The sequence below is a fragment of the Streptomyces fradiae ATCC 10745 = DSM 40063 genome (assembly GCF_008704425.1).
GTDB lineage: Bacteria > Actinomycetota > Actinomycetes > Streptomycetales > Streptomycetaceae > Streptomyces > Streptomyces fradiae.
In genome coordinates, this window is the sequence record NZ_CP023696.1 from 1,614,091 (window position 1) to 1,628,036 (window position 13,946).

The 13,946-nt window shown below is 75.9% G+C and carries 11 protein-coding genes; 4 read left to right on the top strand and 7 right to left on the bottom strand.

Features of this window, described 5'->3' with window-relative positions:
* Positions 1-134 precede the first annotated feature (134 nt).
* Together CP974_RS07140 and CP974_RS07150 are read left to right on the top strand one after the other, a co-directional pair.
* Positions 135-3,005, top strand: coding sequence for an N-acetylmuramoyl-L-alanine amidase (locus CP974_RS07140; protein WP_031134835.1), 2,871 nt, complete (start codon positions 135-137; stop codon positions 3,003-3,005).
* A gap of 238 nt (positions 3,006-3,243) precedes the next feature.
* Positions 3,244-5,229 carry an anthranilate synthase family protein gene (locus tag CP974_RS07150; protein WP_069976044.1) on the top strand — a complete coding sequence of 662 codons (1,986 nt, stop codon included), beginning with the start codon at positions 3,244-3,246 and terminating at the stop codon, positions 5,227-5,229.
* Here CP974_RS07150 and CP974_RS07155 read toward each other — a convergent pair.
* The 4 genes from CP974_RS07155 to CP974_RS07170 all read right to left on the bottom strand — a co-directional run bounded on the left by CP974_RS07155 (position 5,181) and on the right by CP974_RS07170 (position 9,352).
* A complete protein-coding gene (locus CP974_RS07155; protein WP_031131593.1) occupies positions 5,181-6,176 on the bottom strand; it encodes a 2-hydroxyacid dehydrogenase in 996 nt (331 codons plus the stop codon). The genes CP974_RS07150 and CP974_RS07155 overlap by 49 nt on opposite strands.
* A gap of 256 nt (positions 6,177-6,432) precedes the next feature.
* Complete coding sequence (locus tag CP974_RS07160) at positions 6,433-7,107, bottom strand: response regulator (protein ID WP_031131591.1); 675 nt, start codon at positions 7,105-7,107, stop codon at positions 6,433-6,435.
* On the bottom strand, positions 7,104-8,327 hold the full coding sequence (gene macS, locus CP974_RS07165; protein WP_031131590.1) for a MacS family sensor histidine kinase: 1,224 nt from the start codon (positions 8,325-8,327) through the stop codon (positions 7,104-7,106). Before macS ends, CP974_RS07160 begins: the two co-directional genes overlap by 4 nt.
* Positions 8,328-8,482: 155 nt before the next feature.
* The gene (locus CP974_RS07170) at positions 8,483-9,352 is read right to left on the bottom strand and encodes a lysophospholipid acyltransferase family protein (RefSeq protein WP_051839391.1); all 870 of its coding nucleotides are present in this window, start codon (positions 9,350-9,352) and stop codon (positions 8,483-8,485) included.
* 391 nt (positions 9,353-9,743) lie between these two features.
* Between CP974_RS07170 and CP974_RS07175 the strand changes: the two genes are divergently transcribed.
* A complete protein-coding gene (locus tag CP974_RS07175; RefSeq protein ID WP_031131585.1) occupies positions 9,744-10,547 on the top strand; it encodes an alpha/beta hydrolase in 804 nt (267 codons plus the stop codon).
* Positions 10,548-10,791: 244 nt separating this feature from the next.
* Positions 10,792-11,493 (top strand): hypothetical protein, encoded by a 702-nt coding sequence (locus CP974_RS07180; protein WP_373276755.1) that lies wholly within the window; start codon positions 10,792-10,794, stop codon positions 11,491-11,493.
* Between the two features lie 19 nt (positions 11,494-11,512).
* Here the strand turns inward: CP974_RS07180 and CP974_RS07185 are convergent, their stop codons facing one another.
* From CP974_RS07185 to CP974_RS07195, 3 genes are all read right to left on the bottom strand, one after another.
* The gene (locus CP974_RS07185; RefSeq protein WP_031131582.1) at positions 11,513-12,268 is read right to left on the bottom strand and encodes an endonuclease/exonuclease/phosphatase family protein; all 756 of its coding nucleotides are present in this window, start codon (positions 12,266-12,268) and stop codon (positions 11,513-11,515) included.
* A 179-nt stretch (positions 12,269-12,447) separates the two neighbouring features.
* Positions 12,448-13,389 (bottom strand): ROK family glucokinase, encoded by a 942-nt coding sequence (locus CP974_RS07190; RefSeq protein WP_031131581.1) that lies wholly within the window; start codon positions 13,387-13,389, stop codon positions 12,448-12,450.
* A 77-nt stretch (positions 13,390-13,466) separates the two neighbouring features.
* On the bottom strand, positions 13,467-13,943 hold the full coding sequence (locus tag CP974_RS07195; RefSeq protein WP_031131579.1) for a DUF5304 domain-containing protein: 477 nt from the start codon (positions 13,941-13,943) through the stop codon (positions 13,467-13,469).
* Between the last annotated feature and the right edge of the window lie 3 nt (positions 13,944-13,946).

Sequence of the window (13,946 nt, forward strand, 5' to 3'; positions counted from 1 at the left end):
CGCCCGGTGGGCGGCCGGGCGCGCGCCGTCGCGGCGAGCCGGGCGAACCACTCGCACACGGGTTTGGTAACGTCACGCGTCCTTGAAGCTTGAACCGTACATGCAGCCTCCAACTGCGCATCCAGGGGTGGGACTTGAGCGTCGGCCAGCGAAGAGAACGCAAGAAGAGAAGGATCCTGGTCCACACCGTCGCCGCGGCCGTCGCCGTCGCGGCGACCGCCGGGACGGTCGCCGCGGCGCCGCCCGGCCTCGTCGGCACCGCGCGTGCGCAGGCCGCCGCACCGGCGGCGGAGCTGCAGCGGGACTTCGCCGAGGCGGCCCGCGAGTTCGACGTGCCGCAGAGCGTGCTGATGGCGGTGTCGTACCGGCAGACCCGCTGGGAGAGCCACGACGGACTGCCGAGCACCACCGGCGCGTACAACGTGATGGGGCTCACCCAGGTCGACCCGGAGGACCTGGAGGACGGCCACGACGACCACGACGGCCACGGCCACGAGGGCGAGGAGGGCGACCACCGCCTCGCGCACATGAACCGCAGCGGCGACCCGGCCGTCGAGAAGCACTTCGACGCGCGGGAGGCGCTCCGGTCGGTCCGCGAGAAGCCGGTCGACACGAGCGACCCCCGGCTCCACACGCTGGACGAGGCCGCCCGGCTGATCGGCGCCTCCCCCGACGCGGTGCGCGAGGACCCGGCGCAGAGCGTGCGCGCGGGCGCGGCGCTGCTCGCCGCGTACCAGCGGCGGGCCACCGGGAAGCTGCCGGACGACCCCGGCGCCTGGTTCCCGGCCGTCGCCCGCTACAGCCAGGCGCCCGACCGCAAGGGCGCGCGGCTCTTCGCCGACCGCGTCTTCGAGTCGATCAGGAACGGCGAGCAGCGCGTCACCTCCGACGGCCAGCGGCTGGTCCTGCCGGCCGACCCGTCCGTGCAGCCGGCCCGGTCGGCGAAGGCGCCGCTCGCGGCCGCCGCCACCGGCACCGCCGCCACCTCCGCCGCCGCCCCGGCGCCGGAGTGCCCGGCCGGCCTGAACTGCGACTTCCGCCCCGCCGCGTACAAGCAGAACAGCGGCCCGGACGACTGGGGCAACTACAACGTCGCCTCCCGCCCCTCCGGCGGCCACGACATCCGGTACATCGCCATCCACGACACCGAGGGCAGCTACGACGGGGCGCTGGCCGTCTTCCAGAACTCGAACACGTACGCCAGCGCCCACTACATGGTCCGCGCCTCCGACGGTCTGGTCACCCAGATGGTGGAGAACAAGAACGAGGCGTGGCACGCGGGCAACAAGACCCTCAACATGCACTCGATCGGCATCGAGCACGAGGGCTACGCCATCAAGGAGGGGAGCTGGTACACCGAGCCGCAGTACGAGTCCTCCGCGGCGCTGGTGAAGTACCTGGCGGGCCGGTACGGCATCCCGCTCGACCGCGAGCACATCATCGGCCATGACGAGATTCCGGGCGTCCTGGACTCCAAGGTCCGCGCCCAGCACTGGGACCCGGGCCCCTTCTGGGACTGGAACCACTACATGTCGCTGCTGGGCGCCCCCACCGGGGCCGGCGGCGCGGGCGGCCCGGTCAAGGCCGGGCAGCTGGTCCGCTTCGTCCCGCCGTTCACCTCGGCCAACCAGCCGAAGCTGACGAACAACGGTGCCCCGGTCCCGGCCCAGCCGGCGAACTTCGGCTACCTGTACACGTCCCCGTCGACCACCTCGGCCACGATCGGCGACCCCTACCTGGGCACGCAGACCTGGTCCGAGGGGTGGAACTGGGGCAACAAGCTCGTCGCGGGCGGCACCTTCGTCGTCGCCGAGGCGCGCGAGGACTGGACGGCGATCTGGTACGGCGGCCAGAAGGCGTGGTTCCACAACCCGGGCGGCCAGTACACCGTGCCCGCGTCCGCCGGGACGGCGCTGCGGGCGAAGCCGGGCGTGAGCGTGAAGGTGTACGGGCGCAGCTACCCGGCCGACGCGGCGTACGCGGGCACCGGCGTGCCGGTGCAGGACCAGAACAGCGCGTCCCTGACCAAGTACACGCTCCCGGCCGGGCAGCTGTACACGCTCGCCGGGGACGCCGTGCCGGGCACGTACTACTACGGCGGCCTGATCGACGGCTCGGGCGCCGGCTCGCGGACCCTGGTCCAGGGCGGGACCCTGTTCTACCCGATCCGCTACAACCACCGCTTCGCGTGGGTCAGCGCCGACGAGGTGGAGCAGGTCCCCGGCACCGCCCCCGATCCGGCGACCGACCGCCACAACACCCTGGCCCGCGACGGCTCGGGCGTCCTGTGGCAGTACCAGGGCACCGGTGACGCGGCCTCCCCCTACCTCACCCGCTACCGGATCGGCAGCGGCTGGGACGCGTACGACGCGATCACGTCCATGACGGCGCTGCGCGCCGACGGCACCGGCGACGCGGTGGCCCGCGACGCCTCCGGCGGCCTCTGGTACTACCAGGGCAGCGGCATCCCGTCGGCGCCCTTCAAGGCCCGGCTGTACGTCGGCCGGGGCTGGCAGATCTACGACGCGATCACCGGCGCCGGCGACCTCACCGGAGACGGCCGCGCCGACCTCGTCGCCCGCGACACCGCCGGCTACCTGTGGCTGTACGAGGGCACGGGCAACCCGGCCGCGCCCTTCGCCGCCCGCACGTCGGTCGGCCGGGGCTGGCAGATCTACGACTCCCTGACCGCCCCCGGCGACGTCACCGGCGACGGCAGGGCGGACCTCGTCGCCCGCGACACCTCCGGCGGGCTGTGGCTCTACCAGGGCACGGGCGGCGCGGCGGCTCCGTACTCCGCCCGCTCGTCCATCGGCACGAGCTGGCAGATCTACGACGCGCTCATCGGCCCGGGCGACCTGAACCGGGACGGACGCCCGGACCTGGTGGCCCGCGACGCCCACGGCCAGATGTGGCTCTACCAGGGCAGGGGCAGCGCCACGGCGCCGTTCGCCACCCGCGCGGCGGCCGGCACCGGCTGGCAGGGCTACGACCTGTTCGTCTGACCCCGCCCCCGACGCGGTACGCGCGCGGCCCGTTCCACCTTCCGGAACGGGCCGCGCGTGCGCCGGGGGATGCGCTAGGGTCGGCGCCATGTTCGCGCAGACGACCCAGATCCAGTGGTGGACCGCCCATCCGGCGGCCCACTGATCGACGCGCGCACACCACGCGAAGGCCGCCCGGGGGGCGGCCTTCTCCCGTTTCCGGCGGGCCGTCCCTCCCCACCACGGAAGGAACCCGCCGATGGACCTCCGCTCCCTGCTCGACCCGTCAGGCCCCCCGTTCGCCCTGCTCCGCCGCCGCACGCCGGGCCGCGACCACGACACCGTCGAGGTGCTCACCGGCCCCGTCCAGGAGGTGGAGCGCCTCGCCGACCTGCCCGTCGGGGAGCGCCCCGCCCTGGCGCTCGTGCCGTTCCGTCAGCTGCGGGAGCGCGGCTTCGACGTCCGCGACGACGGCACACCGCTCAGCGTCCTCGTCGCCGAGGAGGCGCACGAGCTGCCGCTGGGCGAGGCCCTGGAGCGGCTGCCCGCGCACGGCGTGAGGGTGGAGGACGGCGGCTTCGACGTCCCGGACGAGGAGTACGCGCGGATCGTGCGGCGCGTCCTGGACGACGAGATCGGGCGCGGCGAGGGCGCCAACTTCGTGATCCGCCGCACCTACCGGGGGCGGGTGCCCGGCTTCGGCCGCGCCGACGCGCTGGCGCTGTTCCGGCGGCTGCTCGCCGGGGAGCGGGGGGCCTACTGGACGTTCGTCGTCCACACCGGCGGGCGCACCCTCGTCGGGGCCAGCCCGGAGGTGCACGTGCGGATGTCGGGCGGCACGGTCGTGATGAACCCGATCAGCGGCACGTACCGCTACCCGGCCGGCGGGCCCACCCCGGAGGGGCTGCTCTCGTTCCTCGCCAGCCGCAAGGAGACCGACGAACTGTCGATGGTCGTCGACGAGGAGCTGAAGATGATGTGCGCCGTCGGCGACATGGGCGGGGTCGTCGTGGGGCCCCGGCTGCGGGAGATGGCCCACCTCGCCCACACCGAGTACGAGCTGCGCGGGCGGTCCACCTGGGACGTGCGGGACGTGCTGCGGGAGACCATGTTCGCCGCCACGGTCACCGGGTCCCCGCTGCGCAACGCCTGCCGGGTCGTCGAGCGCCACGAGCGCGGCGGGCGCGGCTACTACGCGGGCGCGCTGGCGCTGCTCGGCACCGACGCGGGCGGCGCGCAGACGCTGGACTCGCCCATCCTGATCCGTACCGCCGACATCGGCGCCGACGGGGAGCTGCGGGTGCCGGTCGGGGCGACGCTGGTGCGCCACTCCGACCCGGAGGGGGAGGTCGCGGAGACCCACGCCAAGGCGGCGGGCGTCCTGGCGGCGCTGGGGGTGCGCCCCGGACGGCCGCGCGAGGAGGCCGCGCGGGCGCCCCGGCTGGCGGACGACCCGCGGGTGCGGGCCGCCCTGGACGCGCGGCGCGCCGACCTGGCGCCGTTCTGGCTGCGGATGCGGGGGTCGGGGCCGGCGGCCGGGGCGGCGGGGGCCGGGCCGGGCGCGGGAGGGGGCGCGGCGGCCGGGGCCGTGGCAGGGTCGTCGGCGGCCGGGGCGGCGGAGCCGGCGGGGCATGCCCTGGTGGTCGACGCGGAGGACGCCTTCACCTCGATGCTGGCGCACCTGCTGCGGTCCACGGGGCTGGAGGTGACGGTCCGCCGGTACGACGAGCCGGGGCTGCGCGGGGCCGCGCTGGAGCACCCCGGCCCCGTGGTCCTCGGGCCCGGCCCGGGCGACCCGGGCGACGGCGGCGACCCGCGGATGCGGCTGCTGCGGGACCTCGCCGCGCGGCTGCTGGACGCGCACCCGCACCCGCTGCTCGGCGTGTGCCTGGGCCATGAGCTGATCGCCGCGGAGCTGGGGCTGCCCATCGTGCGCAAGCGGGTGCCGCTCCAGGGCGCGCAGCTGGACGTGGACCTCTTCGGGGCGCGCGAGCGGGTCGGCTTCTACAACAGCTTCACCGCGCGCTGCGACGACGCGGCGGCGGCGCGGCTGGCGGGCCGCGGGGTGGAGGTGAGCCGCGACCCGCTCACCGGGGAGGTGCACGCGCTGCGCGGCGACGGCTTCGCCGGGGTGCAGTTCCACCCCGAGTCGGTGCTCACGCTCAACGGGCTCGCGCTCCTGCGGGGGCTGCTGCGTCAGCCGGCCGGGACGAGGACGTTCTCGCTGCGGCGGCCCTCGGCGTAGTCGGTGACGTTGCGCAGGGTGGCCGCGACGATCTCGCCGACCGCCTCCTGGGTGTAGAAGGCCTGGTGGCTGGTGACCAGCACGTTCGGGAAGGTCATCAGCCGGGCCAGGGTGTCGTCGTCCACGCCCGTCAGGGACCGGTCGACGTGGAACAGCCCGGCCTCCGCCTCGTACACGTCGAGGCCGACACCGGCGAACCGTCCGGCGCGCAGTGCGGCGACGAGGGCGTCGGTGTCGACCAGGCCGCCCCGGCTGGAGTTGACCAGGATGGCGTCGTCCTTCATGGCGGCCAGCGCGTCGGCGTCCAGCAGGTGCCAGGTCTTCTCGGTGAGCGGCACGTGCAGGCTGACCAGGTCGGAGGCGGCGAGCAGCTCCTCCTTGCCGACGTACGCCATGCCCAGCTCGCGGCAGGCCGGGTTCTCGGCCAGGTCCCAGCCGAGCAGGCGCATCCCGAAGCCGTGCGCGATCCGGGTGAACGCCTCGCCGATCTTGCCGGTGCCGAGCACGCCGACCGTGCGGCCCTGCATGTCGCGGCCGAGGAGGCCGTCGAGGCGGAAGTCGAAGTCGCGGGTGCGGTGGGCGGCGCGCACGACGCGGCGGTTCACGGCCATGGCGAGCGTCCAGGCGAACTCGGCGACCGAGTAGGGCGAGTAGTACGAGACGCGGGCCACGGTCATGCCGAGCTCGCGGGCGACGTCGAGGTCGATGTTGTTGAAGCCGGTGGAGCGCTGGGCGACCAGCCGGGTGCCGCCGGCGGCGAGGGTGCGCAGCACGCGCGCGCCGAGGTCGGCGTTGACGCTGGTGGAGACGGCCTCGTGGCCGGCGGCGAGCGGGGCGGTGTCCTCGGTGAGGAACACGTCCAGGCAGTGGAGGCCGTGGTGCCCGGCGAAGGCCCTCTCCAGCAGCGGCTTCTCGTCGGTCTGCACGCCGAAGGCCAGGACGTCCACGGTGCCTCCCCGGTGGTCGGTGTCCCGATGGTCGAGTCTCCCCGCGCACTATACGACCGCCCGCCGCGCCCCGCCCGGCGGGCGGCACGGGGCGCCGGCGGGACGGGACGGGGCGGGCGGGACGGCGCGGGGCGTCCCGGCGGCCTGGTCACCCGGTGGGCTGGTCACCCGGTGGGCTGGGGACCAGGCGGCCTGGGGACCCGGCTGCCTGGCTGCCTGGGGACATCCGGTGACCCGGCGGCCCGGTGGCGGGGCGTCAGACGTCGTCGAGGCCCGCCTCGATGGCGTAGCGGACCAGCTCGACGCGGTTGTGCAGCTGGAGCTTGCCGAGGGTGTTCTGCACGTGGTTCTGCACCGTGCGGTGCGAGATGACCAGCCGTTCGGCGATCTGCTTGTAGCTCAGGCCCTTCGCCACCAGCCGCAGCACCTCGGTCTCGCGGTCGGTCAGGCGCGGCGCGTTCGGGTCGGCGGTGCCCCGGTCGGGCGCGGGCTCGGCGGCCAGCCGCCGGTACTCCCCCAGGACGAGGCCCGCCAGGCCGGGCGTGAACACCGCGTCCCCGGCGGCGGTGCGGCGCACCGCGTCGAGCAGCTCCGCCGTGCTGGCCGACTTCAGCAGGTACCCGGTGGCGCCGGACTTGACGGCCTCCAGCACGTCGGCGTGCTCGCCGCTGGCGGAGAGCACCAGGACCCGCACGGCCAGGTCCCCGCCGCCGACCAGCTCCTTGCACACCTGGACGCCCGGCCTGCCCGGCAGGTTCAGGTCCAGGACCAGCACGTCGGGCGCCGTCGCGCGGGCCCGGCGCACGGCCTGGTCGCCGTCCCCGGCCGTCGCCACCACGTCGAACCCGGCCTCCGCCAGGTCGCGGGCGACGGCCTCGCGCCACATCGGGTGGTCGTCCACCACCATGACCTTGACCGGCTGCTCTGTCATCGTCGTTCCGCCTTCTTCCCCCGTGGGACCTTCAACTCGACTTCCGTGCCCTGGCCGGGCACCGAGACCAGCTCCGCCGTCCCGCCCAGGTCGCGCAGCCTGCCGCGGATGGACTGGGCGACACCGAGCCGGCCCTCGCTCTCCGCCTGGGCCAGACGCCCCTCGGGGATGCCGGGCCCGTCGTCGCGCACGGTCACGACGACCTCGTCCGGCCAGTCCTCGACGAGTATCCACGCGCGGGCGCCGTCCCCGGCGTGCCGGCGCACGTTGTCCAGGGCGGCGCCCACGGCCGACGCCAGCTCGGCCGCCGCCGGGCGCGGCAGCAGGACCGGCGCGCCCGGCTCGGCGAACGTCACCCGCGCCCCGGCGTGCGGCGCCAGCAGGGTCCGCAGGTCCAGCTCGCCGTCGCCGCTCCCGGCGCCGGGGCCGTCCTCCACCTCGACCAGGCGGACCACCGCGCCCTGCGAGGCGTCCTCGCACACGTGGGAGGGGCGGTTCAGGCCCCCGGCGACCAGGGTGCGCAGCGCGACCTCCTGCTCCCCCGCCATCCGGCCCAGCTCGGCCGCCTCGCCGCCCAGCGCGGTGGCGCGCCGCTGCACCATGGCCAGCACCTGGAGGACCGAGTCGTGGATGTCGCGCGCGAGGCGCTCCCGCTCGCGCGTGGCGGCCTCGATCTCCAGGGCCCGCGCGAGGGTCCGCTCGGAGGCGCGGGCGACCTCCACCACGTACCCGATGGCGATCGACGCCACCCAGACGAGCAGCACGTTGTGGAGGGTGTCCCGGCTGGGCTCCCCGCGCTGCACGATGTTGGCGACGGCGACCAGCGAGGAGGCGAAGCCCGCCCAGCGCCAGCCGCCCTTGATCGCGTACGCGAGGACCGCGCCGGCCGTCCAGATGGTCGGCAGCGTCGGCCCGTCCTGGAGCTGGGCGTGGCTGTCGGCGTACGGGGTGAGCAGGATGCCCGCCAGCGCGAGCGCGAGGTCCACGGCGAGGAACGGCCTGGTGCAGCGGGCCGCGCCGGACACCTGCGGCAGGGTCGCCAGCGTCCAGGCGCTCATCACGGCGAGGAACGCGGCGCCGGCCCAGGGGCGTTCGTAGTCGTCGCGGTTGAACGCGAACAGCAGGTCCGCGTAGAGCATGGTGAGGACGCGGTACGCGGTGAGCGCGCGCCACAGCGGCTGCTCCACGGACATGCGGACCACCCGCTCGCGCCTGGCCATCTCCCCACCCCCCGCCCGCGCGTGCCGGACGCCCGCCGTGCGGGGCGCCGGGTGCGCGTGGTCGCCTGTTCCCGTCCCTGTCCGCGTCCGCGTTCCCGGCCGCGCCGTCGCCGTGCCGGTGCCGTGCCGGTGCCGACGCCGCCCGGCCGTCCCCGTCAGCCGGAGGTGTGCCCCGTGGTGTCGCCGGGCGTTCGCTCCTGGCCGTCCCCGCTCGCCCCGCCGGGCGTCGTGCGCTCCGGCTCGGGGGCGGGCCGCGCGGCCTCGGACCGCGCGGCCTCGGGCGTCGTGCGCTCCGGCCTGGGACCGTGGTGGCCGTGCCTGCCGGCCGCCTTCTGCTCCGCCTTGGCGGCCTTCTCCGCCTCGGCGATGCGCCGCTTGGCGACCGTGGCGTAGATGTCGACGTACTCCTGGCCCGACAGCTTCATGATCTCGTACATCACCTCGTCGGTGACCGAGCGGAGGATGAAGCGGTCGTTGTCCATGCCCTGGTAGCGGCTGAAGTCCAGCGGCTTGCCGATGCGGATGCCGGGGCGCATCAGCTTGGGGACGACCTTGCCGGGCGGCTGGATCTTCTCCGTGTCGATCATGGCGATCGGGATGACGGGCGCGCCCGTCGCCAGCGCCACGCGCGCGAGGCCGCCGGTCTTGCCCCGGTAGAGCCGCCCGTCCGGGGAGCGGGTGCCCTCCGGGTAGATGCCGAACAGCTCACCGCGCCGGATGACCTCGATCCCGCTGCGCACGGCGGCGTCGCCGGCGCCCCGGCCGCCCGAGCGGTCCACGGGGAGCTGGCCGACGCCCTTGAAGAACGCGGCGGTGAGGCGGCCCTTCACCCCGGGCGAGGTGAAGTACTCGGCCTTCGCGATGAAGGTGACCTTCCGGTCGAGGACCGCCGGGAGGAAGAAGGAGTCGGAGAAGGACAGGTGGTTGCTCGCGAGGATCGCCGGCCCCTCGGCGGGAATGTTCTCGAGGCCCTCCACCCAGGGCCTGAAGGCGAGCTTCAGCGACCCTCCGATGGAGAACTTCATAGCGCCGTAGATCAACTCGTGTTCCTCCCGTGTTCCGTCGCACAGACCTTAACCCGTGCGCCGCTCCGGGCACCCGCCCGTCCGCCGCGGACCGCGGCCGTCCGCCGCGGGCCGCCCTCCGTCCGCCGTGGCCCCCGCCATCCGCCGCGGGTCGCTCTCGGGCCGCCGTGGGACCGTCCCGGCGCCGCGCGGGCGCCCGTTGTCGTGCCGGGGGCCGGCGGGCCCGGCGGGGGCGCGACGGCCCTGGTCGGTGTCACCCCGGTCGCGTACGGTGAAGTACACGCGTGTCGTGACGCATGTCGTGACACGCGTCCGACGCTTGTCGCGTCTCACGTCGTGTCCCGCGTCGTATCCCAGTCGTATCCCACCGAATCCGAACGGGAGACCTTCCGTGCCGGTCCTTCCTGGAGCCGAGCCGTACCGCCACGAGGGCGGCGACGTCGGCGTACTCCTCTGCCACGGCTTCACCGGGTCGCCCCGGTCGATGCGCCCCTGGGGCGAGTACCTCGCGGAGCACGGCCTGACCGTGTCGGTGCCCCTGCTCCCCGGGCACGGCACCCGCTGGCAGGACATGCAGGTCACCGGCGGGGAGGACTGGTACGCGGAGGTCGACCGGGAGCTGCGCGCGCTGCGCGCGAGGTGCGCCCGCGTCTTCGTGTTCGGCATGTCCATGGGCGGCGCGCTGACGCTGCGGCTGGCCGCCCGGCACGGCGACGCGGTGTCGGGCATCGTCCTGGTGAACCCGGCGAACAAGGTGCACGGCGTGGCCGCGCACGCGCTGCCGGTCGTCCGCCACCTGGTGCCGACGACGACCGGCCTCGCCAACGACATCGCGAAGCCCGGCCAGGACGAGGTGGCCTACGACCGGGTGCCGCTGCACGCCGCGTACGAGCTGCGCCGGTTCCTGCGCCGGGTCGACGGCGAGCTGCCGCAGGTGACGCAGCCGCTCCTGCTGCTGCGCTCGCCGCAGGACCACGTCGTGCCGCCCGCCGACTCGGCGCGCATCCTCGGCCGCGTCTCCTCCACGGACGTCACGGAGATCCTGCTGGAACAGAGCTACCACGTGGCGACGTTGGACCACGACGCGGAGCGGATCTTCGAGGAGAGCCTGGCGTTCGTCGGCCGACTCGCTCCGGGGGCCGGCGGCACGGCCGTCCCCGGCGGGACCAGAGGAGGGGGCACGACCGGTGGCTGAGCAGCACGACGCGGACGCGGGCGCGGACCGCGGGGAGAGCGTGGACCGGCCGGGCGGCCGGGAGGACCGGCCGGACCCGGCGCCCGCGCCCCCGCCGGGCGGGACGCCCCTCGACGAGGAGGCGGCCTGGGCGGCGATCGTCGCGGCGTACGGGGAGGAGCCGCCGGACCCGCCGGGCGCGAAGCCGTTCCGGCCGGTGGAGGACCTGGCGCTGCCGGAGGACGGCGCGCCGGGCGGGGACGCGGTGCCGGACGGCGGTGCGGGGCGCGGGAGCGGCCTCGGCGGGGCCGCCCCGGAGCGGACCGGCGGAGAGCGGGACCGCGCCACCGGTGGCGGCGACGGCGACCGGGACGGCGGCGGTGTCCGGGACGGCGGCGGTGTCCGGGACGGCGAGCGCGAGGGCGCGGCGGGCGACGGCGCCCCCGCGCGGGAGGCCGGGGCCGGGGACGGCGGCCGGGACGGCGGCGCCGGAGGCCGGGACCGCCCCACCGGTGGCGGCGACGGCGGCCGGGAGGACGACGGGGGCGGCGGGCCGGTGGGCAAGCCGTCCGTGCTGGGCGGTTCGGTGGTCTTCGCGCCCGGTGTCGGCCCGCGTCCGCGCGGCCCGCGCGACTACGAGCTGGCGGACCCGGACGACGCCGCCGAGGACGGCACGGGCGGCGGTCCGCGCCGGGGCGGCGCCGACGACGACGGCGAGGGCCACTTCGTGCCGCCGGAGCCGCCGCCGCTGCCGGAGGCGGACCCGGCGGTGAAGTTCGGCTGGCTGGGCGTCGTCGGCGGGCCGGTGCTGATGCTGCTCGCCGTACTGCTCCAGTGGGACATGACCTGGTGGCTGACCACGCTGTGCGTCGGCGGCTTCCTGGGCGGCTTCGCGACGCTGGTGGCGCGGATGCGGCCCGGCGACGAGGAGGACGACGACGATCCGGGGCGCGGCGCGGTCGTCTGACCCGCCGGGCCACGGGCCGTCAGGCGGCGGCCGGTACGCGGAGGGCGGCGAGCACGGGCAGGTGGTCCGTCGCCGCCCTCAGGTCCGCTTCGGCGACTCCGGGCAGGCCGGCGGGTACGCCGCAGCCCAGCACCTCCACGCCCCGTGTGGCGAAGACGGCGTCGATCCGCTGGTACGGGTCGGCGGGCGTCCAGGTGTGCTCGCCGCCCCAGGGACGTACGGCCCGGCAGTCCTGGAGCGCGGCGGCGAGCCTGCTGAACGACCGGCCGCCGGGCCGTTCGTTGATGTCGCCGCCCGCCACCGCGTGCGGCACGTCGAGGGCGGCCAGTTCGTCGAGGAGCATGCCCGCCTGCGCGTACCGCTCGTCGCCGCGCAGGCTGAGGTGGCAGCTCAGGACGCCGAACCGGGCGCCCCCGACCCGGACGACGGCGGTGGCGAAGCCGCGCCGGTGCTGTCCGGGGGTGAGGGGCAGCAGGACGTCGCGGGTGCGTTCGACGGCGACGCGCAGGGAGCACAGCAGCAGCGGCCCGGCCGCGGGGGCGCCGCCGCCGAGGACGACGAGGTCGCTCTTGGCCGCCAGCCGCGCGGCGTGCTTGCGCCAGCGGAAGAAGCGGGGGGCCTCCTGGACGAGGACGACGTCGGGGGCGCAGGCGCGCACGACCCGTGCCAGGGCGTCCTCGTCGTCGCGCAGCGAGCGGACGTTGTAGGTGAGCACCCGGATCACGGCCGATCCGTCCGGCTCGGTGCGGGAGTCGGGCAGTGCGGTGAGCGCCATGCGGGCACCCTACGGCAGCGCCCGCCGCGTCCCCGGGGGGACGCGGCGGGCGAAGTCCCGCGGCCGGCGCGGGCACCGGCGGGGTGCGGCGCCGGCCGGGGGAACGGCACGGGGGCGGGGCCGGGCGAGGGCGCCGCCGCCCCGGACGGCCCGGGGGCCGGTCCGGAGTCGGCCGGGGGTCAGCCCTGGCGGGCCAGGTCGGCGGCGCCCACCAGGCCGGCCTTGCCGCCGAGCTGGGCGGCGAGGACCTGGGCGTGCGGACGGTACCGGCCGCCCACCAGCCAGCGGCGGAACGACTTGCGGATCGGGTCGAGGACCAGGTCGCCCTCGTCGGAGACGCCGCCGCCGACGATGAACGCGGACGGGTCGAACAGCGACGCCAGGTCCGCGAGGCCGGCCCCGGCCCAGCGCGCCAGCTCGCGGAAGGAGTCGACGGCCACCTTGTCGCCCCGGCGGGCGGCGTCGCTGATGTGCTTGCCCTCGATGCCCTCGGGCGTGCCGTCGCCGAGGGAGAGCAGGATCTCGGCGTTCTCCGGGGTGGCGTTGGCGCGCTGCTTCGCGTACCGGACGAGGGCGCGGCCGGAGGCGTACTGCTCCCAGCAGCCCTGGCTGCCGCAGCCGCACAGCAGGCCGTCCGGGACGACCCGGATGTGGCCGAACTCGGCGGCGACGCCGAACCGGCCGCGGCGCAGCTTGTTGCCGATGATGATGCCGCCGCCCAGGCCGGTGCCGAGCGTGATGCAGATGACGTCCTCGTGGCCCTGCCCGGCGCCGAAGCGGTACTCGCCCCAGGCGGCGGCGTTCGCGTCGTTCTCCACGACGACGGGGAGCCCGACGCGCTGCTCGACCTTGTCCTTCAGCGGCTCGTGCCGCCAGTCGATGTTGGGCGCGAACAGGACGGTCGCGCGCTTGTCGTCGACGTAGCCGGCGGCGCCGATGCCGACGGCCTCGATGTCATGGCCCTTGCCCGCCGCGGAGACCGCCGCGCAGATCGCGTCGACGATGCCCTCGGGTGTCGAAGGGGTCGGCACCTTGTGGGTGTCGAGGATGGCGCCCTCTTCGTCGACCACGCCCGCCGCGATCTTCGTGCCGCCGATGTCGACGCCGATGGTGAGTCCCATGTGTCCCTCAGTATTCGGTCGAGCCCCGCTACGCCCAACCGTACCCGAGGGCGGGCCCCCGGCCGCCCGCTCCGGCGTCAGTCGAGGTCGATGCGGTGGCTGCCCGCCGGGCCCTCGTCGTCGCCGCCCCGCTCGTGCGCGGCCGGGCCGTCCGCGGGCGGTCGCGCGGGCCCCTCGGCCGCCTCGCCGCGCGTCCAGCGCCGCTCCTGGCCCTGCACGGCGGAGCGGTAGGCGGCCAGCAGTTCACCGCCGGCGGCGGCGAGGTGGTCGAAGACCTCGGGGTTGCGCTCGACGACCGGCTCGATCGCGGACCTGGCCTGTGCGACGGCCTGCCGGACGGCGCTCTGCGCACCGGCGCCCAGCAGCGGCGTGCCGAGCGAGGAGACCTTGTCGGCGACGGCGTCCACGAGCTTGCGCAGCTCCTCGGCGGCGGAGCCGGGCGGAGGGCCGCCGTGGCCGCGGCGGCGGGCGCGCTCGGCCGCCAGGTCCTCGGCGCAGGCCCGCGCCCAGGCGTCGTCCTCGGGAGGGCCGGGGCGGTGGGTGGCATCGCTCATGCC